The sequence below is a fragment of the Chryseomicrobium imtechense genome, from assembly GCF_041475995.1.
GTDB classification, from domain to species: domain Bacteria; phylum Bacillota; class Bacilli; order Bacillales_A; family Planococcaceae; genus Chryseomicrobium; species Chryseomicrobium aureum.
Map to the genome: position 1 here is coordinate 235,485 of NZ_JBGOBM010000003.1, position 19,563 is coordinate 255,047.

Genomic DNA, 19,563 nt, shown 5'->3' on the forward strand with positions numbered 1-19,563 from the left:
CGTTCGATATAAAAATTCTTGAACGGGTCAATGGGATCGAAGGTGGTACCAAGCCCCTTTTTCGATTCGGTCGGGGTCCGTTTGGATGGCCTGTCCTGCGAGTTCTCGAATCACGAAATCTGTATACCCGGTTTCTTCTAGCAGCTCTCGTGCAAGTGCCTGCTTGTCACTCTCTCCTGCTTCCACACCTCCCCTAGGAAACTTGTAGTCTCCGCGGTTTGATTTCATCATTAGTAAGTCTTGGCCACTCCAGATAATGGCGCGGACTCCAGTGCGCGTCACAACCTTTACATCTTGCGGAATCGGGTCTCCGAGTATAATTTGAAATTCATTATGTGTGCTTTTCATATAAACGCTCCTTTCCTATGACCTGTTCTCAAGTTCCCCGTGGAACAACTAGTCATTTAAATTGGCTGGTTGTAAATTAATGATTTTCACGAGTTGTTCGTTCATTTCCTGGGCAGATGCTTCGAAACCATGTTGATACCAGTGCAAAATCATCCCGATGATCGCATTCGCTTGATAGGCACAATACAAATCTCGTTGAATCTCGGGCTGATTCCAGGAAGTCGCATGGTCATTTAAAAATAAGGTCCGTACTTCATCAAACAGCAGGTAGTAATACAAAAGAGGCACTCGTTTAGACAATACAATTGCATAAAAAGATTCGTAGTTCTTAATGTGATGGAAAATCCGGATAGTGGACGGATCCAATTCTGATGTCTTCAAGACAGATACATGGCGGTACGGCTCTTCATAGGATTTTGCGAGGTCCGCTGTGATTTCCCGGAAGTATTCCTCGAACACATCATTGATTTCTTGGTAATGAAGATAAAACGTTCCGCGGTTAATCTTGGCTTGTTGGCAAAGTTCTGTGATGGTAATTTTTTCGAGCGGCTTTGTTTTTAACAATGCAACTAGTCCTGCATGCAAGGCATCTTTTGTTTTGAGAACACGTAGATCCGTTTTCATTTTTTGTTCACTTCCTCCTCGACACATTTATGCGTTTTGTTCATTAGTAAACAGAATCTTATTTTTTGATTATTGTGGCAATTTATTGTTCCTAGTATACTTTTTATTAAACAGGTGTTCAATAATTATCTTAAAATAAGACTGGGGAGGACACATACATGCGTTTAAAAGACAAAGTGGCCATTGTAACAGGCGCAGCTTCCGGAATGGGAAAAGCGATTGCGGAAGCGTATGCAAAACAAGGAGCAAAAGTCGTAGTCTCGGATTTGAATGGTGAAGGTGCTGAGGTAGTAGCGAAAGCGATTCAAGACAATGGTGGCGAAGCATTTTCGATTCAAACGAACGTGGCAGAGAGTGCAGATCTGGATAAATTGTTCGAAGAAACCGTTGCGAACTATGGGCATCTTGATATTCTCGTGAACAACGCGGGCATCATGGATGGCATGGAACCTGTTGGGGAAATTGAAGACGCACGGTGGGATCGCGTATTCGCAGTCAACACGACAGCTGTCATGCGGGCATCTCGTCTAGCAGTGAACCACTTCTTAGAACGCGGTCATGGTGTAATCATTAACAATAGTTCAGTCGGCGGATTGTACGGAGCACGTGCTGGGGCTGCTTATGTGGCATCGAAACATGCGGTCGTTGGTCTAACGAAAAATACAGCATTTATGTATGCGAATAAAAACATTCGGTGCAATGGAATCGCTCCCGGTGGCGTCGAGACTAATATCGGCTCTTCGATGACAAGCTTGAGCGAGTACGGAATGGGTCGTCAGCAACTTGGAATGGCTATCAACCCGCGCATGGGCAAACCAGAAGAAATTGCGCAACTTGCGGTGTTCTTAGGGTCAGACGAGTCGAGCTTTGTAAACGGACAAGTCATTGCGGCAGATTCTGGTTGGACGGCTTACTAATTTATAGTCACTTTCACCAACCTTCAGAGGTTTTCTGGGGGTTGGTCTTTTACTTTTAAATTTCTTCTTCTGGCCAATTAGTATACGTATACTTTTCATTTGAGTTAACAGGCTGGTACTGATTGCAGTAGTACAAGAGGTTTCTTGCCCTAGACGATCGATCTACTTCTTCCGAGAAGAAATCCACAACATCTTCACGACTTGCGATGACTGTATCTTTCAAACAAAATATCTCATCTTCCAAGTCTCCATAAGGATTACAATTTCCGTGACGACAAGAAAGACAACATGCTATATTCACTACTTTAGGAAGTGCTTTTTGTAACTTCATTACAGCGTATTCCATAGAATCATGTTCTTCCGATTGTATATGTTGTTCATTTATCTGAACTTCAAACTGGATGGCTCTTTTTCCTTCTTCATCCACTTGAGTAAACTTCATTTTTGTAGGAAGTTCAATTATGTTCTCTCCAACTCTATAGTGCACATTTAAACTAGTTAATTTCATCGTCATTCTCCTTTGCTACTCCATATCTTTTCATAAAAAGCACCGAACCCGAAAAGATTCGGCGCTCTGCTTTCTTATTTTCCTGCTTGTCGGTCATAATTTCGGATGTGCATACTATTCCCTCGCACCATACCGAACTTTTCATAATAGGCGACTAAATCATCGTCGCAAGCTAAATCAATCATATAGAGGTGACGCAGTTCTGCAAACATTCGCTTCACTAGTTCTTTTCCAATCCCTTGGTCTTTATAAGATGGAGTCACTTCTAGAAATGGAATATAGGCAGACAATACGCCGTCACTTACGGCTGTGATGAAGCCAACCACGCGGTTTGTATCCGGTTCGATTGCGATCACGGCATGGCTACTGTTTTGTAAGAGCTTCACGTGTGTTTCCGCGCTCGGCGGGTTCGGCCATCCCTCAAAGAATTCCGCGAGCTGCTCGGGTTGTAGTGCATCGACATTTGTAGAATAGCTCATTGTTTCTCTCTCCTTTTCATTGGCCTCTGAAAACGAGTGGGAATCAATTGTACAACAACATAAATTCTCCTACTTTCTTGTTAAATCGTTTGTTTTCCTTATGTTACCATACAGCAATTCCTTGTCGACCCTATTCCTCAAATAAGTATGCTATTATCTAAGTAATCAAACAATTCAAGGAGGCTCATCATGAATTTAGGACTGACAGATAAAGTGGCACTCATTACGGGTGGTAGTAAAGGTATTGGATTCCAGACAGCTCTTGATCTTTCTGCTGAAGGTGCGCATGTCGCAATCGTCGCACGTAGCGAAGAACATTTGCAGAAAGCCAAGGACGAAATTAAGGAGAAGACAGGGCGTGAGGTACTTACTATTTCAGCGGATGTCTCGCAAGAAAGTGAGTGTAAACGTGCAGTGGACGAGGCAGTCGCACACTTTGGGAAGTTACATATTTTAGTTAACAACGCAGGTACTGCAGCGGCAAAGGCGTTTGAAGATGTCGACGGTGAAGCGTGGCAGAATGACTTGGACCTTAAGCTTGGTGGAACTATCCACTGTTCCCGTTACGCAATCCCACACATGAAAGAACAAGGAGGCGGGGCTATCGTCAATTTGGCAGCAGTCGTAGCAAAGACGCCTCCAGCAAGCAGTCTCCCATCTTCCGTCAGTCGTTCAGCCGGTCTTGCATTGACACAGGCGATGAGTAAAGATCTTGGCAAGCATAACATTCGCGTGAACGCTGTATGTATCGGTTTGATTCGCAGTGACCAAATTGAAAAAATGTGGCAAAACAATCGCCCAGACCTCACGTGGGATGAGTTCTCGCATGAGACCGGTAAAGGCATCCCGCTCGGCCGGATCGGTGACACTCAGGAAGCTTCTAACGTCATCACGTTCCTCGTATCAGACGCTGCTTCTTACGTGACGGGCACGGCTGTCAACATTGACGGTGGTTCCGGAAACGCTCTATAAAAAAATGACCCCTGGATTTGTCTCAAACACTAAGGATACTTACTTAGTCATGAGACAACCCCAGGGGTCTAAGTTTCATTAACTCTTCGCTTCCCTCAAGTAACGCGGATAGGCAAGTAGAGCTAGTGTAATACAGGCAATTCCAAATCCGACGAGGACTGCAAGCGACTGCCATACGTCCATAAGCGTACCGTTGTCGAGAATCACTGTCTTATACCCTTCAAGTGCCCAGTAATGTGGTAAAAAATGCGCGATGTTTTGCATGACGTCGGGCATAAACTCTACAGGCATCCAAAGACCCCCAAGCATCGCTCCCCCAAGTGCAATGACCTGAGTCAACGCGATTCCCATATTTTCTGTTTTTGCTAGCACGGCCATGGCCATCCCACAACCTGTCGCTACAAAAGCAAGCCCTATAGAAAGTGCTAGAAGAGAAAGAGGGTCACCAAGAGGCAAGTCATATACCACTACGCCAAACGTGAACAATACAACGATTTGAAGCAACACAACCGCAACAAACGGCAACCACTTTCCTGCAAAGTAGTCGAGGCGGCGGATAGGTGTACTCGCAAGTCGAGCAGCCATTCCGCTATCTCGGTCTTTGATGAATGCAACAACGATAGAAATCATGATATAGAACGAAAACATCACTGTGTAGCCCGGAACTATTTGAACTACTAACTGCTCAGGTTCCGCCCCCATGCTTTCTCCAAAAAGCGTGATAAACCCTACAATGAAAATAACTGGCAGTAGGAATGTCCAAAACCATAATCCTTTGTCTTTCGTCTTCTTTTTCAATTCTAAAAGAGCAATGGCTGTCATGATGCCCCCTCCATTCCCGTATCTCGTAAGGATGTTCCTGTTAAGCGAATGAAAATATCTTCTAGTCGTGCTTGGCTGAGCTCTAAACGCTCGGGCAAGACGGCTTGTGAAGCAAACGAACGTGCAAGCTGCTCTAAAGTTTCCAGAGGCTCATTGCTGACAATACTGAACCCTGCACCTTGTTCCTTGAGTGAAGGAAACCCTTGCAACACTTCAGCAGTTACTTGTTTTCCTTCAACATAAATCGATGAATGATGGTGACGTGCCAACACTTCCTGCATAGGCCCATGCTCTACAACCTTCCCTTGATCAATGAATCCGATCGCATCACAGAGTTGCTCGACCTCTTCCATATAATGACTAGAATAAATCAATGTCTTGCCTTCTTTTTTCAACGAATGGATCAACTCAAATATCGCTCGACGAGACTGCGGATCCACGCCGACAGTCGGTTCATCTAAGATAATGATGTCTGGGTCATGCAACAACGCACAGCCAATATTTAAACGGCGCTTCATTCCACCCGAAAATGTGGAAACAACGGACTTTTCACGTTCTTCTAATCCGATTTGACGAAGTACTTCTTTGATACGTTTGGACACTTGAGCTTTCGGGAGTCCATACAGTCTTCCAAATAAGAGCAGGTTATCTCGTGCTGTCAGCGTTTCCTCTAAGCATATGTCTTGAGGTACATAGCCAATCCGACGTTTGATAGCTAAGCGATTATGATGAAATGTGGCGTTATCGAGCAGTACTTCGCCTTCGTACTCTTCTAGAATCCCGACTAAGATTTTCATCAGTGTCGACTTCCCTGCACCATTTGGCCCGACCAAACCGAAGCAACTTCCTTTTGCGATTGTCAGTTCCACGTCTTGAAGAGCACAGTGTGTACCGTAGCTTTTCTTCACGTTTTGGATGTGAATCATTCAACTTCCTCCCTATCTACGTTTTTGAAGAGACTGATTCATGCGTCTTTCTAGCTGTTTGAAATAGTTGTACCAGCCGAACCAGTTCAGAATGTAGGTGCCTGTGAAAAATAACCACCCAATGACAAGTGATTGTGGGTTTAGTGGAATCCAGCCAGTCAGCCATGTGAAGACAGGGAACAACACGATAAGTGAAGCTGTATAGTGAACAAAGGTCTGCTTTAACATACTCCATTCCTCAACCTCAAATAACAGGGCAGAAACACTAAAATAAGCACCAATCAACATGCTTCCAAAGAGGTTTAATGCAATCAGTCTTGTTGAAACTTCATCTGTGCTGTCGTAAAGAAAGACGATCACAAGCAGTGTCAGCAGTCCACCAACCCCAAACCCTCCAAAGATTCGAATCATCAACTTACTTATCACGACTTCCACCTCCTTCGACAAGTTGGTTACGTAGATGGTGCACGTAGCTTCGTGTCACATATTCTTTATTACCAGACTTGAAGAATACACAAAGATTGCCGTTAAAGGACAATTCGAAACGATCAATCAAGTCTAAGTTTCCGATGACGGATTTGGAGAACCGAATAAAGCCATGGTTCCCTAAAAACTCTTCTAGTTCATACAGCTTCAACTTGAGTTCGTATGTTCCTTCAGCAGTCTGGGCAAACACTTTACGATTGGCTGAGTATACGAAATCAATATCGTGCGGCTGCAAAATAATGGACCGCTCACCATCACTAGCAACGAGTCGCTTCGGAGCAGTGTCTAATTTCTCCAACTCTTTCAGGTGGCGTACAACTGCCTCCACTTCGGCAGTCCATTCATTGGCTTGGATGGTAATCACAGGTGTGTCCTCATATTGAGGATCAATGTCAATTTTGATTTTCATTGGGCCTCCCTTTCTTGTTCATAGTATAGGTCAGTTTATGTAACGGGCGACAAAGATAGGGCCAACATGCTTTAAATCGTGCATAACATGACCCGTTCGGTGTGTGAAACGTAACTTTCTATTCAAGTATATAAAAAAAAGACCCCTAGAGTTGGGTCACTTCTAAGTTTACTTAGCGCGTGAGACAACTCCAGGGGTCTACATTTATCAAATTAGATTAAGCTGTTTTTACTGTAAAGTCGACATCGACGTTGTTGCGGATTGCGTTAGAAAATGGGCAGATTTTATGTGCTTCTTCTACCAACATTTCTGCTGTGTCTTGATCCGTCCCTTGGATAGTGATAATCATTTCGACTGATAATTGATACCCCGCATCACCTTTATTTAACGATACGTGCGACGTGATTTCAGAACCTGAGATCTGTGCTTTCTTTTGCATCGCAACAATATTCAATGCAGAGTCAAAACAAGCTGAGTAAGCACCTGCGAACAATTCTTCAGGTGTCGTCTTGCCTGTCATGTCTGCACCTGGCATTGGCATTCCCAAATTCAAGTCATATGTTCCGCTCTCTGAAGCAACGCGGCCTTGGCGTCCTCCGACAGCTGTAGCAGTTGATGTAAATAGTTTTTGCATAGTGGTTCCTCCTCTAATTTTTTGGTATAATTAAGTTGTACACAATTTAATTTTACACAACTAAAAAACACTTGCAACTAATTTGCACAAGGAGGAATGGTTTATGGATGCTCTTCATCTTTCGAATCAACTCTGCTTCCCGTTTTATGCGGTATCAAAAGAAATCACCAAGCGCTACCGGCCGTTACTCGAACCTTTGCAGCTAACCTATCCTCAATATCTTGTGATGCTCGTACTGTGGGAGACCGATCAACTATCTTTAAAAAAAATTGGTGAACGGCTCCATCTTGATTCAGGTACCCTTACACCGCTAGTCAATAAACTTATTTCACAAGGGTACATCGAAAAAGCACGAAATCCCCACGACGAACGCCAACTCGTTATTCAACTGACACCTACTGGACGCGCGTTAAAAAATGATGCAGCGGATATTCCAGCAAAACTTGCTGAGATTCTCGGTCTCACGGAACACCAGTACTCTGCTTATCAAAAAATGCTTACTGACCTTTCCATAAAGCTTGGGTTAAGTGACGGGACATGCTAATCTTTATTATTCTTCCCAGGGAAGTTTTCAAAACGAGAGTTAACTTAAGATATGAAATCTTCCCAGGGAACTTTTTTATAGGAACTTCTATATTTCCCTATTCGCAAAGTCATACTAATCAATCTAGTAAGAAAGTCCCTAGCTCTACGTTTTACGAAATATTTTTTATTTTATAGGTCTATGGATAGTCATTTAGACCTTAAACCGGAAAGTGGTGTTCTTGTATCAAAATAACCATATTTTTTTCTGATAATAGTATAATAATTTCGACTTTACCTGTTACTATAAAAGAGATGATACATATCGTTGCCACTCTCATAGACTCATTCTGAAACTGTTAGGAGGTTCGTAACATGTCACAAGACCACTCGAGGTATTCTCGTCTCGCCAACATCACGAAAATGATCAACATGAAGCTCGACTTGCGTGAAGTCATGGAACAAGTCACACTCGCCATCTCTGAAGAAATTATGCGCTGCGATTCAGTCGGTATCTACATGCCCCAACCAGACGGCACATTCCGAGGATACGTCGGGAAGCCAGAAGTCATCAATGGCCGTACTTTAGATATGCACGTCATCGACACAGACTATGACCTGTTGGCAAAAGAAGTAATTGAAACGAAAAAAACAATTTATATTCCAGACACCTCGCGCGACAACCGACCGGACCCACGAGCTGTAGAAGCGTTCCAAATCAAGTCGTTACTTGCCCTCCCCATCTCATTCGAAGGTGAACTTTTTGGACTTGTCTTCCTATTTGATTATGGAATCCCTATGAATCTGACAGAAGATGAAATCCAAGCGGTAGAAGCCTACGTCAACATGGCGGCTGTAGCTATCCAAAATGCATCAAATTTGACGCGTAAAGAGATGCTGCTGAACGAAAAGCAGTTGCTTCTTGACGTCTCGAAAGACTTATCGATGTATACCACCCTTCAAGAATGTTTTGATAGCTGCTTCTTCTATATTCAAAAAGTCTTAAACAATCCAAACATCGGCGTTCATCTATTCGACCCAATAGCTAAAAAACGAATCAAACCAGCTAAACTTAGTAAAGAAAGTGACTGGACCGAAGAAAAATGGCTTGAAACTCATAATGAATTGGATGTCGATGACAGTAATGACGTTCTAATGCAAGAAGTCATTGAAAAGAAAGCGTACATCTACATTCCCGATGTCTCGATTGATGATCGACCCAACCATGATGTCTGTAGAAATTTTGGAATCCGCGGCCTTGTCATGTTCCCTCTCATTACAATGGGAGAGGTGTTAGGGCAAATCTCAGTTGTCACACTAGAAGATAATGTCCCACCATACAATGAGACGCAACTGCAACTGGCTCAATCCATTATCGATACGACAGCTTCCGCCTTGTCTCACTTACTTTATATGGAGAAGCAAGAAATCTTGATTGAAGAGCGCACATCGGAAGTTCTTGAGAAAAACAAAGAACTTGAAGAAGTGGTGTCTGAACTCAAACATTTGAGTCGGGAAAAAGAATTGATTTTGAATTCAGCTGGAGAGGGCATCTTCGGTTTAGATTTACACCGGAATATCACATTCTGTAACCCTGCAGGTGCTACGATGCTTGGCTATTCGTCGGAAAGTGAACTGATCGGGAAACCCGTGAAAATTATTACGAACGGCAAAGTGATGGAACGTTCGGAAAACGCATCCGCTTACCCTGATACGTACTTTGAAGAGTACCAAGAATTTTATAGAAAAGATTGTTCTCGATTCCCTGTAGAATATGTAACGTCACTTATCAAAGAGAATGACAAAGTGGTCGGTGAAGTTGTCACATTCAAAGACATCACACAGCGTAAACAGCTTGAGGAGAAAATCAAATACTATGCGTATTTTGATAGTCTCACTGACCTACCAAACCGTGTCTTGTTGATGGATCGCCTGACGCAGGGCTTGAAGTATGCAAAGAAAAACGGAGAAAAAGCAGCGGTTCTTTTTTTAGACCTCGACCGTTTCAAACTAGTCAATGACTCGCTTGGTCACAGTTATGGTGACTTGCTGTTAAAAGAAGTAGCACAGCGTCTAATGACTTGTGTTCCAGAAGGGGCTACGGTCTCCCGCCAAGGTGGCGATGAATTTACGATTTTCTTACCGAACGTCAAAGAAGACAGTGATATTTTAAAAGTCATTAAATGCATTAATGCTGTATTCGTCGATTCGTTTAAACTCAACGAACACGAAATGCATATTAAGACGAGTATCGGCATTGCCTTATTCCCAGAAAACGGGGATACGGCAGAAATTCTGATTAAAAATGCGGATACGGCGATGTACAGGTCCAAAGAGCGGCCAGGTACGAGCTTCCACTTCTTTAGTGAAGAAATGGACATTCGCTCGTATGAATCTATTAAGCTCGAAAACGATTTGTACCGGGCCATAGAAAAAGAAGAACTGTTCATTCATTATCAGCCACAAATCGACTACCGCAATAATGAAATCGTCGGTGTGGAAGCCTTATTGCGTTGGAAACATGCCGAGTATGGTTTGATTCCACCAGACCGGTTTATTCCGCTTGCAGAAGAAACGGGTTTGATTGTACAGATTGGGGATTGGGTGCTTCGCCGTGCATGTCAGCAATTAAAAAAATGGCATGATGAAGGCTTTGCATTACCACGTTTATCTGTAAACTTATCAGTTCACCAATTTGAGCAAACGGATCTATTTGGCAGTATTAAGAAGATTTTGAACGAGACCAGTCTTGATCCAAGTTTTCTCGAGCTTGAACTGACAGAAAACCTGATTGTGAAAAATACTGAATTAACGCTCGAAACAATGAAACAACTGAAAGAATATGGCATCAAGATTGCGATTGATGACTTCGGAACAGGGTATTCATCTCTTGGGTATTTGCGCAACTTGCCAATTTCCAAGTTAAAGATCGATAAGTCCTTTGTCGACCAGATGTTAGTCGATGATGCCGCCATTACGAATACGATCATTACACTTGCCAAGAACTTGAACTTGGAAGTTATCGCAGAAGGTGTAGAAACGAAAGAGCAAGCGGACTATCTACTTGAACAAGACTGCGTTTTGATGCAAGGGTATTATTTCAGTCGTCCACTCGACGCAGAGACTTTAACGAGCAAATACGTATAAGTGAGGAGATCGATGATGAAAGCAGCACGTCTCGTATTAGAGTATTTGAAACAAAATGGGGTTAACCACATCTTTGGAATTCCGGCCGGTTCGGTCAATGCCTTCTTTGATGAGTTGACACAAATGGATGACATCACGCCAGTCGTCACAAAACACGAAGGCGCTGCCGGGTACATGGCTGCCGCTTACGCAAAGTATACGAATCATTTAAGTGTCGCCATTGCATGTAGTGGTCCAGGTGGAACAAACCTCGTGACAGGTGCGGCGAATGCGATGCGTGAACACCTTCCTGTTGTGTTTTTAACAGGCGCAGTTCCCGTCAGTACAATCGGTTTAAATGCTTCGCAGGAATTGGATGCTGCTCCTATCTTCCAACCTGTCACAAAATATAGTGTAGCTGTAAACGACGTGAAAGATGTCGTGGCTGAAATCACAAAAGCTGTAGAAATCGCACTTTCTGGTGTACCTGGTCCTGTACACGTAGCACTTCCAATCGATGTGCAGCACCAGCAAGTTCCAGACGCGACACTTCCTGCTCCTGCAAAACGCAGTTTGATTACACCAGAGGCAGAGACTTTAGCTCGCGTGGCAGATGAATTGATTGCACGTGATACTGGCTATATCTTGGCTGGACAAGGAATCCGTGGGGCTGTTGATTCTGTACTTGAGCTTGCGGAAACACTGGGTTGGCCAATCGTGACGACTCCTCAAGCAAAAGGCTATATTCCAACGGATCACCCACTTCTGGTTGGTGTGTACGGTTTTGCAGGACATGAAGCGGCTTCTGAGCTAGTTGCTTCAGGAAATGCACGCAATGTCGCACTGATCATCGGGTCAAGCCTTGGTGAGACCGCGACGAACAATTACAATGCATCCATTACTGCAGACCGTTTCACTGTCCAACTCGATTTTGATGCGTCGGTTTTCAATCGTAAGTATGAAGTCGACGAAGCTTTGCTCGGGGATATCACATTAAGTGTTCCTGCTCTTGTGGAAGCTGTAAAAGCGAAGAAACAAGATAGTACAACTAGTTTATCTGTGAACAAGCAAGCCCCATCAACAGGAGGAGACGACTACACGACAAAGAACGTGTTAATCGCTCTTCAAGAAGCGCTACCTGCATCGACACGCTACACAATCGATATCGGCGAATTCATGTCTTATATGATCAATCACCATCAAGTAAAAGAGTCGTATACGTATGAAATTAATGTTCACTTTGGTGCGATGGGAAGCGGAATCGGTTCGGCAATCGGCTCAAAGCTTGCAGAACCAGAACGTCCTGTCGTCTGCATCACGGGTGACGGTTGCTTCTTCATGCATGGAATGGAATTGTTGACGGCAAAAGAACACAACTTGCCAATTCTGTTTGTCATCATGAACAATGCACGCCTTGGTATGGTGTATCACGGGCACAACCTGCAGTTCAAACGTACGCATACGTCATTTGAACAAGAGCCTGTGAATATCAGTGCAATGGCAGCTGCCATGGGCATTCCAAATCACCGCGTGACGGAGATGACCGACTTTACACCTGAAAAAGTGAATGAACTGTTGAATCACGGAGGGCCTGCAGTGCTTGAAGTCTTTTTACAAGACAATAGCACACCACCCATGGGCGACCGCGTGAAGTTCTTGTCTTCTTTCGGTAAATAAAAACATATAAATATCCCTGACTCGTCGCTGAGTCAGGGATTTTATGTTTAGCTATGTACTTTCGGCATGTTTTGGAGCACTGCTCCGATTGTCTGCCCTTTGAAAGCATCTGGAACAGCTGTATCACTTTCAAAATAGAAGCTACTTGCTGTTGTGTCCGCTGTGTATCCCATTCTTTGGAGTGTCTCTTGAAGTGCAATAGGAGCTGAAGAAGTACCAGTAGTATGGGCGTAATAAGTTGTTGTGAACACGCGCGTAACCCGGTCTCCGATTTCTGAATAAATGACGAAGCAGTCTGTTGGCTCCTCGATCACCCAACGACCTTTCGCATATAAGGACAGTCCGGCTCCTTCAAGTGCAGAGAGTGCCTCCAGATTCACACTAAACAGTTCATTAATAAACGCTCTGATTTGTTGCCCTGTAGGCTTAGCATCTTGTTGAATAAGCTTTTCTGCTACAACTTCTCGTGAAGAATGATTTGTTGAATGCACTAGAGGCACTTTGTCTAAATCAAAGCCAAATACTTCGTGTACGACTTGAAACACGGCCTCTACACTTAGTTCTTGCTCTGCAAGTAATTGGTCCATCTGTTCTGCTTTTTTCATAGGTCCTCTCCTTCTTTTTGTAACCCCTGGGGTTGTTTCTATAAAAAAGCCAACTTCTTTTTGAGACAACCCCAGGGGTTGTCTCAAAACTCTAAATTTAGTACTCTATAATGGATTAAATATTCTGATATAAGGGAGTGCAAAATGACAAAACCTAGAACTATGAACACCAAAGACTTTTATCACGTCACCATTCACGGACATAACAAGATGTCTATTTTTGAAAATGCTTACGACTGTAACAGGTTTTTAAAGATCTTGGAAAGAGTTCATGAGAAGTATCCATTCACACTAATTGCTTATTGTATTATGCCAAATCATTATCACCTTCTGATTCGTCCGCTTGAAAAGCCATTGTCTGTAATTATGGCATCCATCAACCTACGCTACAGCCTCTATTACAAACAAAGATATGGTCATAAAGGAACAATCTATGATCAAAGATATTTCTCGAGTATTATTACTAATCCAAAGCACCTCATCGATGTGAGCATCTACATTCATTGCAATCCTATTCATTGTAAAACCCCATTGGCTACAACAGCTGAAGAGTATTTATATAGCTCTTATCGCTTCTATAATTCCAGCTCTCAGAGTTCTCCTCCTTATTTGGAAAAGCATATTCTCTTAAATTCCCTCTCTTCTTTATTACCTGATACTTTAAACTCTTACAAGCAATTAATACTTACTAAAAAACCGTATCGCTCAAAGAAGAAACGGCTATTTCGCTTGGCAAAGAGATGATATGAGACAACCCCAGGGGTTATCTCATAAATTAAGTTAACCTTTTTGTGAAACAACCCCTGGGGTTCCACTTCAAATCAGCTTCTGTATTTCTCAGGTAACAAATCAATCGCTGCACATTTAACGAGTTCTCCATTGTGCAACAAAATTACATCTGTCTCTGGACCGTAGTCACTGATCAACTCGCGGCACATGCCACATGGTGCTACAACCCAACAGTTCTCGATATCTTCATGAGGATGCGGGTGCGCAACAGCTACAATTGTCTTGAAAGTATGGTCACCTTCAGAAATTGCTTTGCCTAATGCCATTGCCTCACCGCAAACCGTGATTCGCCCCACGTTCGCTTCCACATGGACAGCTGAATAGATTTCTCCTGAAGTCGCTAAGACGGCTGCTCCTATATGATGGCGACCGTACCGGTAATTCGCTTCAATCACTTTTTCTGCTTCTTTTATAAGCTGATAATCAATTTCTTCTAATGGTTTGACGGATAACATTCTCAAATCCCCTTTTTGAGATAACCCCAGGGGTTATCTCATAAATTAAGTTAACCTCTTTTTGAGACAACCCCTGGGGTTGTCTCACTAAACTTTTAGTACACCACGCCACCCTCGCGAAGCGTAATACGAATCGGCTCCATTGTGGTAAGCAAATACTGTGTTGTAGCGGCGATCCCCGAACAAAGCGCCTCCACGTTCACGAATCTCAGATGGTGTTGCAATCCAGCTGGATGTCTTCAAATCAAATTCTCCAAGCGTCTGCAAATAGCGATATTCTTCTTCTGTCAAAAGCTCAACGCCCATGAGTTCTGCCATCTCAAGTGCTGACGTCTCTGGAGGGAACTTCTTGCGCCCTTCGCGAGCCACTTGATCAAAACATACGCTACGTCGCTCTTTCGGACTTTCTTTTGCGCAATCATAAAAATGATACTGCTCTTTGACAGCGTCAAATCGCACAACGTCCGGCTCGCCGCCAGTCGCTTCCATTTCTGAAAGTGACCAGAGTGCCTTGGGGTTTGCGATTAATTTTTTTTCAACTTCTTCCCATTCAATTACTCCCTTATGCCGTCCCCGATTCTTCTCAAAGCGAGCCTTTAGTGTTGCCAAAAGTTCCTGCTGTTGGTCTTGCGTTAGTTCGTGGTTTACCATTTCCTTTCGCCTCCCATCTATTTCTTTCACTTTACCCTTGTTCGTCGAGCGGTTCAACTACCCACGGAAGCCATAGTTCAATCATGACTTGAACAATCGGTTCTGGAAATACGTCGGGCACAAAATCGAACTCCTCTGTTTCAATGAAAACCGTTGCATCTTGCTGCTCATACTTCACGGGAGAGGCTGAGCCAATCACGTGATAAATTGCGAAAAATTGATGCAGGTCGTTCTTTGAATCCAGAGCCATAATTTCTGCAGCCTTTGTTAGGTCTAATCCGTAGTGATCAGTAAGCTTTTGAATCCACTCCGGAAAGGATGGAATACACGCAATATAATTTTGGCAATATAGACAGTCACAGGACGTCAGTGCGCTCGGCAAGCTTTTGTAAATCACGCGTGTCTGTTCAATTTGCTCGTCTGTTTGATTAATTAACTCGTTCATCCCAATCACCTCTTGTATCTATACGAATTACTTGGTAATAAGTTGTCAATGAGGATTGACATCTACTAGGTTAGAATGTAATATATAAATTATAAATGGAATATATATATTACATTGAGTAAGGAGATTCTATGAAAAACAATGTAAAGCTTGCTCGTCTTTCTGCCAACATCACACAAACGGATCTTGCCAGAAAGACAGGCATTACGCGACAGACGATTAGTTTGATTGAAAAAGGAGCCTACAATCCAAGTCTTCAGTTATGCATTGCATTGGCTAAAGAGTTGGGGAAAACGCTTGATGAATTATTTTGGGAGGTAAATGATCAATGAATTCATGGTTAGCTCTAGTTTTACCTAAAGACGAATACAAACAACAACTTAAGAAAGTCACCATTCAGACAATAGGGTTTGGCGCTCTCTACTTCGTAGTTTACTCTCTAATTAGCGGATTGCCTTCAAACGGTGCAGGATGGTTAGAAATCGGCGGCTTCTTCAGCATCCTTTTACTTATGTATTTCGGGATTCATTTTATCTCATTACGCAGATCCTACTCAAAGAACAGACAAGCGCTAGATTGATAAACCAAATAATCTACGAAACATTTCTAAAGTTCATGAAAAAACCCACCGCAGCAAAGGGGGCCAAAGCTGCAGTGGGTGGGTGCCCTTATTGGAAATAGGTGTTCATTTTGTCAAACATCGCTTGCGTCTCTTCCGCCGTCTTGCGGATGATGAACATGCTACCTTTGAACTCTTTGTTGATCGCTTCTTCTACTTCAGGATGCTGATACAATTCAACAATCTTTAAGTAGTTTTCGTTGTCTGCTTCATCTGCACGAGATGCGATGATATTGATGTACGGCTCGATGGACTCGGATTCTGTATCTTCATACACAACAGCGTCTTCAGCTGGAATAAGACCTGCTTGTACGGCCACACCATTGTTGATTAAGGCAATGGCAACGTCCGGAAGAACACGTGCTGTCTGTTGGGGTTCCATAGCGACAAATTCAAGCTCTAACGGGTTTGATGTGATTTTGTCTAAGTCTCCAGTGATCCCAAAATCGTCAGCTAATTCAATCACACCTGCTTCTTGCAGAAGGTTCAGTGCGCGTGGAAGTGTTGATGCATCATTTGGAATGGCGACTTGATCACCTTTTTGCAATTCATCTAGTGACTCGATTTTATCTGAATACACACCAAGTGGCGCAAATACCGTTGTACCAACAGGTGCCAAGTCTTCCCCAGATTCCGCCACAAAGTTTGAGAAGAACGAGATCGTCTGGAACGCGTTCAAATCAATGTCCCCCGCTGCAAGCGCTTTGTTCGGCATGATGTAATCTGTGAATTCTACTACTTCTAAATCAATGCCTTCCTCTTTTGCAAGTTCTACGATTACCGGCCATTGCGGGCTATCCGCACCGTTCACCCCAATTTTGATTGTCTCTTCTGACCCATCGGCTGAGTTACAAGCTGCAAGTGTTAGAGCAGCTGTGGCAGCAAGTGCTGCAAGTTTAAGTCGTTTCATTTTTTTAGTCTCCTATCGTCTCATAATTTTTTTGGATAATGTATTGCCTAGCCACTGGGCGAGTTGCACCAGAAGAATCAAAATAATCACCGTCACGACCATGACGCTCGTATCAAAACGTTGGTAGCCGTATGTTATCGCGATGTGCCCGAGACCGCCACCACCGACATATCCGGCCACTGCCGAGAAATCGATCAAGCTGACTGTCACAAACGTGAGACCAAGAATCAGTGGTCCAAGCGCTTCCGGAATCAAAACGGTAAAGACGATTTGGAACGGGCTTGCCCCCATCGCTTTTGCAGCTTCAATGACACCCGGGTCGATACTCAGTAAGTTCTGTTCGACAATACGCGCAACACTGAATGTTGCCATAATGGCCATCGGGAATACAGCAGCTCCCACACCAATCGTCGTCCCCATTACGATTCGTGTCACTGGCATCAAGAATACGAGGAACACGATAAATGGAATCGGCCGAATCACATTAATGAGTAAGTTGAGAAGGCCGTATAACAAGCGATTTTCTAAGATATTGCCTTGGCGAGAGACGAATAAAGCGAGTCCCACCAAGACGCCTAAAATCGAACCGAGAATCAGAGTCAGGATGACCATCGTAATCGTCTCGCCGGTTGCTTCTATGATGCGCTGATAAAATGTACTCCACTCAACTTTCATGGATGATCACCTCCTTGATGTCGACAACATCTGCTAGTTCACGGATCACGTTTTGAATCGCGGTCGTCTCTCCTTTGAAGGAAACGACCAGGTTTCCTAGCAACTGATTTTGGATTTCTCGAACAGCGCCGTACACAACGTTAAAGTGGACATTGTGTTGCTGTGAGATTTTTGAAAGAAGCGGCTGACTTGTCGCACTTCCAGTAAACGTTACTTGGTAGATGTGCTCATCTCCCGCTGCTCGCCATTCTTTTAGCAATTCTTGAGAAGGAAGGTCTTTATTGACCGACTGGATAAACCGTTTTGTCGTCGGATGGGACGGGTTTGTGAAGACATCGAAGACTTCCCCGTGCTCGATGACGTGTCCGTTTTCCATAATCGCCACTCGGTTGCAAATGGTTGAAATGACGTTCATCTCGTGTGTAATCAAGAGCACTGTGATGCCGAATTCTTGATTGACGCGCTTCAAAAGTTTCAAGATGTCCTCTGTCGTTTCCGGATCAAGTGCGGACGTTGCTTCGTCGCAAATTAGGATTTCCGGGTTCGTTGCAAGAGCTCGCGCAATCCCAACCCGCTGCTTTTGCCCCCCCGAGAGTTGCTCAGGATAGTTATCTGCTTTATCAGATAGGCCAACGAATTCAAGTAACTCTTTTGTGCGTCTTGCGATTTCCGCTTTTGGCGTGCCTTCAAGTTTCAACGGATAGGCAACATTCCCTGCGACAGTGCGGGATGTGAACAAGTTAAAGTTCTGAAAGATCATCCCGATACGTCGGCGTTGCAAGCGAAGTTGTTTGGCTTTTAGAGATGTGATGTCGGTATCATTGATTTTGATGACGCCACTCGTCGGCTTCTCTAGAAGGTTCACGAGGCGAAGGAGCGTGCTCTTGCCGGCTCCACTAAACCCGATGATGCCGAAGATGTCGCCCTTTTTGACGTCGAGCGTGACGTTTTGGACCGCGTGCACATCACGCTTCCCGATTTTGAATGTTTTGGATACGTTTTGGAATGTAATCATGGTGGACTTCCCTACTTTCTTGCTAGAGTGCATAAAAAAAGACCTTCATCTCTTAAGAACATAAGAAATGAAAGCCATGAAAAAGCCTCTCAGTCTTATCTCTCAAGTGGTGGACACTTGCAGGATTTGGCACTGACGCATGCGCGCTTTGCCGAGACTTCACAGGGCCTGTCCCTCCGTCTCTCGTGATAAGAATTGCTGGTATGTAGTTTTGAATTTAGTTCGTCTTGCTAACTGTTTCACAGTCTAAAGCATCAAAGTTTTCTCGTCAATAGTAATTTTACTAATTTTTTTAGTAGTCTGACTATGTAAGCGGTTGCTTTGTTGGTACGACGCGGATAGTTTTTTATTGGTTTTATTGAAAATTCTTTAAAAAGCATTATTTTGATTTCCTAGATGTGAGCAGGCTATCTAATAAAAATGAGCTTCCTTTCTAGAACAGAAAGGAGGCTCGTCTCATGTAAGCACGTTCGATTTGTATTTTGTCAGCAACTGCTGTGGGATGTGGCAGTAATCATCCGGACAGCGAGCAAGACGGTCTTGGTGTTCTTCAGTACTACGTACATAATTGATAAGCGGCAGAACTTCTACAGCAATTCGGCCCGCATCTTCACGTTTCTTGATGAACGCCTTGGCCTGCTCTACATGTTTTGGGTCTATACTATACACCCCAGTTCGGTACTTCTCTCCAACATCTTCCCCTTGTTTATTGATACTATACGGATCAATGATTTCAAAAAGATAGCCCATCAACTCCTCGACAGATACCACATCTGGATGAAAAGTCGTTTTTACACATTCCGCATATCCGTCATATTCCCCGTCTAACGTTTTAGATGTTCCATTTGCTCTTCCCGCTTCAGTTGAGACAATCCCTGGCAACGTCTTTACAAATGCTTGCACGCCCCATAGGCATCCCCCTGCTAAATAAATCGTGTGCACACAAAAT

The 19,563-nt window shown here is 43.7% G+C and carries 25 protein-coding genes and 1 riboswitch; of the genes, 8 read left to right on the forward strand and 17 right to left on the reverse strand.

The genetic code is table 11. The annotated features are described in order from the left end of the window. Positions 1-27: 27 nt before the first annotated feature. Both AB5N96_RS04400 and AB5N96_RS04405 read right to left on the reverse strand, forming a co-directional pair. Complete coding sequence (locus AB5N96_RS04400) at positions 28-348, reverse strand: NUDIX hydrolase (RefSeq protein WP_499704759.1); 321 nt, start codon at positions 346-348, stop codon at positions 28-30. A 48-nt stretch (positions 349-396) separates the two neighbouring features. Further along, positions 397-972 carry a TetR/AcrR family transcriptional regulator gene (locus AB5N96_RS04405; protein ID WP_204590018.1) on the reverse strand — a complete coding sequence of 192 codons (576 nt, stop codon included), beginning with the start codon at positions 970-972 and terminating at the stop codon, positions 397-399. 158 nt (positions 973-1,130) lie between these two features. Between AB5N96_RS04405 and AB5N96_RS04410 the strand changes: the two genes are divergently transcribed. Beyond that, positions 1,131-1,889 (forward strand): SDR family oxidoreductase, encoded by a 759-nt coding sequence (locus AB5N96_RS04410; RefSeq protein WP_499704760.1) that lies wholly within the window; start codon positions 1,131-1,133, stop codon positions 1,887-1,889. Positions 1,890-1,944: 55 nt separating this feature from the next. On the opposite strand, the gene AB5N96_RS04415 is transcribed toward AB5N96_RS04410, so the two are convergent. Together AB5N96_RS04415 and AB5N96_RS04420 are read right to left on the reverse strand one after the other, a co-directional pair. Further along, entirely contained in the window at positions 1,945-2,397 is a 453-nt protein-coding gene (locus tag AB5N96_RS04415; RefSeq protein WP_499704761.1) for a hypothetical protein, read from the reverse strand. 74 nt (positions 2,398-2,471) lie between these two features. After that, positions 2,472-2,876 (reverse strand): GNAT family N-acetyltransferase, encoded by a 405-nt coding sequence (locus tag AB5N96_RS04420; protein ID WP_499704762.1) that lies wholly within the window; start codon positions 2,874-2,876, stop codon positions 2,472-2,474. 189 nt (positions 2,877-3,065) lie between these two features. On the opposite strand from AB5N96_RS04420, the gene AB5N96_RS04425 reads away from it, so the two are divergent. After that, on the forward strand, positions 3,066-3,848 hold the full coding sequence (locus AB5N96_RS04425) for an SDR family NAD(P)-dependent oxidoreductase (RefSeq protein WP_499704763.1): 783 nt from the start codon (positions 3,066-3,068) through the stop codon (positions 3,846-3,848). Between the two features lie 78 nt (positions 3,849-3,926). Here AB5N96_RS04425 and AB5N96_RS04430 read toward each other — a convergent pair whose 3' ends face one another. The 5 genes from AB5N96_RS04430 to AB5N96_RS04450 all read right to left on the reverse strand — a co-directional run bounded on the left by AB5N96_RS04430 (position 3,927) and on the right by AB5N96_RS04450 (position 7,125). After that, positions 3,927-4,670, reverse strand: a complete 744-nt coding sequence (locus tag AB5N96_RS04430; protein WP_499704764.1) for an ABC transporter permease — start codon at positions 4,668-4,670, stop codon at positions 3,927-3,929. Further along, a complete protein-coding gene (locus AB5N96_RS04435) occupies positions 4,667-5,596 on the reverse strand; it encodes an ABC transporter ATP-binding protein (RefSeq protein WP_499704765.1) in 930 nt (309 codons plus the stop codon). Before AB5N96_RS04435 ends, AB5N96_RS04430 begins: the two co-directional genes overlap by 4 nt. A gap of 12 nt (positions 5,597-5,608) precedes the next feature. Further along, positions 5,609-6,022, reverse strand: coding sequence for a DUF3021 domain-containing protein (locus tag AB5N96_RS04440; protein WP_499704766.1), 414 nt, complete (start codon positions 6,020-6,022; stop codon positions 5,609-5,611). Further along, positions 6,012-6,491: a LytTR family DNA-binding domain-containing protein gene (locus AB5N96_RS04445; RefSeq protein WP_499704767.1), complete on the reverse strand. Its 480-nt coding sequence runs from the start codon at positions 6,489-6,491 to the stop codon at positions 6,012-6,014. Before AB5N96_RS04445 ends, AB5N96_RS04440 begins: the two co-directional genes overlap by 11 nt. A 217-nt stretch (positions 6,492-6,708) precedes the next feature. Beyond that, positions 6,709-7,125 (reverse strand): Ohr family peroxiredoxin, encoded by a 417-nt coding sequence (locus tag AB5N96_RS04450; RefSeq protein ID WP_499704768.1) that lies wholly within the window; start codon positions 7,123-7,125, stop codon positions 6,709-6,711. A gap of 103 nt (positions 7,126-7,228) precedes the next feature. Here AB5N96_RS04450 and AB5N96_RS04455 point away from each other — a divergent pair, with 103 nt between their 5' ends. From AB5N96_RS04455 to AB5N96_RS04465, 3 genes are all read left to right on the forward strand, one after another. Then, a complete protein-coding gene (locus AB5N96_RS04455; protein ID WP_499704769.1) occupies positions 7,229-7,669 on the forward strand; it encodes a MarR family winged helix-turn-helix transcriptional regulator in 441 nt (146 codons plus the stop codon). Between the two features lie 353 nt (positions 7,670-8,022). Continuing rightward, the gene (locus AB5N96_RS04460) at positions 8,023-10,794 is read left to right on the forward strand and encodes a bifunctional diguanylate cyclase/phosphodiesterase (RefSeq protein ID WP_499704770.1); all 2,772 of its coding nucleotides are present in this window, start codon (positions 8,023-8,025) and stop codon (positions 10,792-10,794) included. A gap of 15 nt (positions 10,795-10,809) precedes the next feature. Beyond that, positions 10,810-12,450, forward strand: a complete 1,641-nt coding sequence (locus tag AB5N96_RS04465; RefSeq protein WP_499704771.1) for a thiamine pyrophosphate-binding protein — start codon at positions 10,810-10,812, stop codon at positions 12,448-12,450. Between the two features lie 47 nt (positions 12,451-12,497). Here the strand turns inward: AB5N96_RS04465 and AB5N96_RS04470 are convergent, their stop codons facing one another. Further along, a complete protein-coding gene (locus AB5N96_RS04470) occupies positions 12,498-13,055 on the reverse strand; it encodes a hypothetical protein (RefSeq protein ID WP_499704772.1) in 558 nt (185 codons plus the stop codon). 144 nt (positions 13,056-13,199) lie between these two features. Here AB5N96_RS04470 and AB5N96_RS04475 point away from each other — a divergent pair, with 144 nt between their 5' ends. Then, on the forward strand, positions 13,200-13,799 hold the full coding sequence (locus AB5N96_RS04475; protein ID WP_499704773.1) for a transposase: 600 nt from the start codon (positions 13,200-13,202) through the stop codon (positions 13,797-13,799). 77 nt (positions 13,800-13,876) lie between these two features. Here AB5N96_RS04475 and AB5N96_RS04480 read toward each other — a convergent pair whose 3' ends face one another. The 3 genes from AB5N96_RS04480 to AB5N96_RS04490 all read right to left on the reverse strand — a co-directional run bounded on the left by AB5N96_RS04480 (position 13,877) and on the right by AB5N96_RS04490 (position 15,395). Beyond that, a complete protein-coding gene (locus AB5N96_RS04480) occupies positions 13,877-14,299 on the reverse strand; it encodes a cytidine deaminase (protein WP_499704774.1) in 423 nt (140 codons plus the stop codon). Positions 14,300-14,386: 87 nt separating this feature from the next. Then, on the reverse strand, positions 14,387-14,950 hold the full coding sequence (locus AB5N96_RS04485) for a DUF4256 domain-containing protein (protein WP_499704775.1): 564 nt from the start codon (positions 14,948-14,950) through the stop codon (positions 14,387-14,389). 31 nt (positions 14,951-14,981) lie between these two features. Further along, positions 14,982-15,395: a hypothetical protein gene (locus AB5N96_RS04490; protein WP_499704776.1), complete on the reverse strand. Its 414-nt coding sequence runs from the start codon at positions 15,393-15,395 to the stop codon at positions 14,982-14,984. Between the two features lie 131 nt (positions 15,396-15,526). Between AB5N96_RS04490 and AB5N96_RS04495 the strand changes: the two genes are divergently transcribed. Together AB5N96_RS04495 and AB5N96_RS04500 are read left to right on the forward strand one after the other, a co-directional pair. Continuing rightward, positions 15,527-15,727, forward strand: coding sequence for a helix-turn-helix transcriptional regulator (locus tag AB5N96_RS04495; RefSeq protein ID WP_499704777.1), 201 nt, complete (start codon positions 15,527-15,529; stop codon positions 15,725-15,727). After that, positions 15,724-15,975 (forward strand): hypothetical protein, encoded by a 252-nt coding sequence (locus AB5N96_RS04500; protein WP_499704778.1) that lies wholly within the window; start codon positions 15,724-15,726, stop codon positions 15,973-15,975. The genes AB5N96_RS04495 and AB5N96_RS04500 overlap by 4 nt, the downstream gene beginning before the upstream one ends. 88 nt (positions 15,976-16,063) lie before the next feature. Here the strand turns inward: AB5N96_RS04500 and AB5N96_RS04505 are convergent, their stop codons facing one another. The 4 genes from AB5N96_RS04505 to AB5N96_RS04520 form a co-directional block, all read right to left on the reverse strand. After that, positions 16,064-16,924: a MetQ/NlpA family ABC transporter substrate-binding protein gene (locus AB5N96_RS04505; protein WP_204590002.1), complete on the reverse strand. Its 861-nt coding sequence runs from the start codon at positions 16,922-16,924 to the stop codon at positions 16,064-16,066. Between the two features lie 12 nt (positions 16,925-16,936). Further along, positions 16,937-17,599, reverse strand: coding sequence for a methionine ABC transporter permease (locus tag AB5N96_RS04510; protein WP_499704779.1), 663 nt, complete (start codon positions 17,597-17,599; stop codon positions 16,937-16,939). After that, positions 17,589-18,614 carry a methionine ABC transporter ATP-binding protein gene (locus AB5N96_RS04515; RefSeq protein ID WP_499704780.1) on the reverse strand — a complete coding sequence of 342 codons (1,026 nt, stop codon included), beginning with the start codon at positions 18,612-18,614 and terminating at the stop codon, positions 17,589-17,591. The genes AB5N96_RS04510 and AB5N96_RS04515 overlap by 11 nt, the downstream gene beginning before the upstream one ends. A 92-nt stretch (positions 18,615-18,706) precedes the next feature. Further along, a riboswitch (SAM riboswitch) is annotated at positions 18,707-18,809 on the reverse strand. Positions 18,810-19,070: 261 nt separating this feature from the next. Then, positions 19,071-19,556 carry a peptide-methionine (S)-S-oxide reductase gene (locus tag AB5N96_RS04520; protein ID WP_499704781.1) on the reverse strand — a complete coding sequence of 162 codons (486 nt, stop codon included), beginning with the start codon at positions 19,554-19,556 and terminating at the stop codon, positions 19,071-19,073. Between the last annotated feature and the right edge of the window lie 7 nt (positions 19,557-19,563).

Bases quoted from the DNA above. Each gene is read 5' to 3' on its own strand.
- AB5N96_RS04400 (WP_499704759.1), bottom strand. From the start codon at position 348: ATGAAAAGCACACATAATGAATTTCAAATTATACTCGGAGACCCGATT.
- AB5N96_RS04405 (WP_204590018.1), bottom strand. From the start codon at position 972: ATGAAAACGGATCTACGTGTTCTCAAAACAAAAGATGCCTTGCATGCA.
- AB5N96_RS04410 (WP_499704760.1), top strand. From the start codon at position 1,131: ATGCGTTTAAAAGACAAAGTGGCCATTGTAACAGGCGCAGCTTCCGGA.
- AB5N96_RS04415 (WP_499704761.1), bottom strand. From the start codon at position 2,397: ATGAAATTAACTAGTTTAAATGTGCACTATAGAGTTGGAGAGAACATA.
- AB5N96_RS04420 (WP_499704762.1), bottom strand. From the start codon at position 2,876: ATGAGCTATTCTACAAATGTCGATGCACTACAACCCGAGCAGCTCGCG.
- AB5N96_RS04425 (WP_499704763.1), top strand. From the start codon at position 3,066: ATGAATTTAGGACTGACAGATAAAGTGGCACTCATTACGGGTGGTAGT.
- AB5N96_RS04430 (WP_499704764.1), bottom strand. From the start codon at position 4,670: ATGACAGCCATTGCTCTTTTAGAATTGAAAAAGAAGACGAAAGACAAA.
- AB5N96_RS04435 (WP_499704765.1), bottom strand. From the start codon at position 5,596: ATGATTCACATCCAAAACGTGAAGAAAAGCTACGGTACACACTGTGCT.
- AB5N96_RS04445 (WP_499704767.1), bottom strand. From the start codon at position 6,491: ATGAAAATCAAAATTGACATTGATCCTCAATATGAGGACACACCTGTG.
- AB5N96_RS04450 (WP_499704768.1), bottom strand. From the start codon at position 7,125: ATGCAAAAACTATTTACATCAACTGCTACAGCTGTCGGAGGACGCCAA.
- AB5N96_RS04455 (WP_499704769.1), top strand. From the start codon at position 7,229: ATGGATGCTCTTCATCTTTCGAATCAACTCTGCTTCCCGTTTTATGCG.
- AB5N96_RS04460 (WP_499704770.1), top strand. From the start codon at position 8,023: ATGTCACAAGACCACTCGAGGTATTCTCGTCTCGCCAACATCACGAAA.
- AB5N96_RS04465 (WP_499704771.1), top strand. From the start codon at position 10,810: ATGAAAGCAGCACGTCTCGTATTAGAGTATTTGAAACAAAATGGGGTT.
- AB5N96_RS04470 (WP_499704772.1), bottom strand. From the start codon at position 13,055: ATGAAAAAAGCAGAACAGATGGACCAATTACTTGCAGAGCAAGAACTA.
- AB5N96_RS04475 (WP_499704773.1), top strand. From the start codon at position 13,200: ATGACAAAACCTAGAACTATGAACACCAAAGACTTTTATCACGTCACC.
- AB5N96_RS04480 (WP_499704774.1), bottom strand. From the start codon at position 14,299: ATGTTATCCGTCAAACCATTAGAAGAAATTGATTATCAGCTTATAAAA.
- AB5N96_RS04485 (WP_499704775.1), bottom strand. From the start codon at position 14,950: ATGGTAAACCACGAACTAACGCAAGACCAACAGCAGGAACTTTTGGCA.
- AB5N96_RS04490 (WP_499704776.1), bottom strand. From the start codon at position 15,395: ATGAACGAGTTAATTAATCAAACAGACGAGCAAATTGAACAGACACGC.
- AB5N96_RS04495 (WP_499704777.1), top strand. From the start codon at position 15,527: ATGAAAAACAATGTAAAGCTTGCTCGTCTTTCTGCCAACATCACACAA.
- AB5N96_RS04500 (WP_499704778.1), top strand. From the start codon at position 15,724: ATGAATTCATGGTTAGCTCTAGTTTTACCTAAAGACGAATACAAACAA.
- AB5N96_RS04505 (WP_204590002.1), bottom strand. From the start codon at position 16,924: ATGAAACGACTTAAACTTGCAGCACTTGCTGCCACAGCTGCTCTAACA.
- AB5N96_RS04510 (WP_499704779.1), bottom strand. From the start codon at position 17,599: ATGAAAGTTGAGTGGAGTACATTTTATCAGCGCATCATAGAAGCAACC.
- AB5N96_RS04515 (WP_499704780.1), bottom strand. From the start codon at position 18,614: ATGATTACATTCCAAAACGTATCCAAAACATTCAAAATCGGGAAGCGT.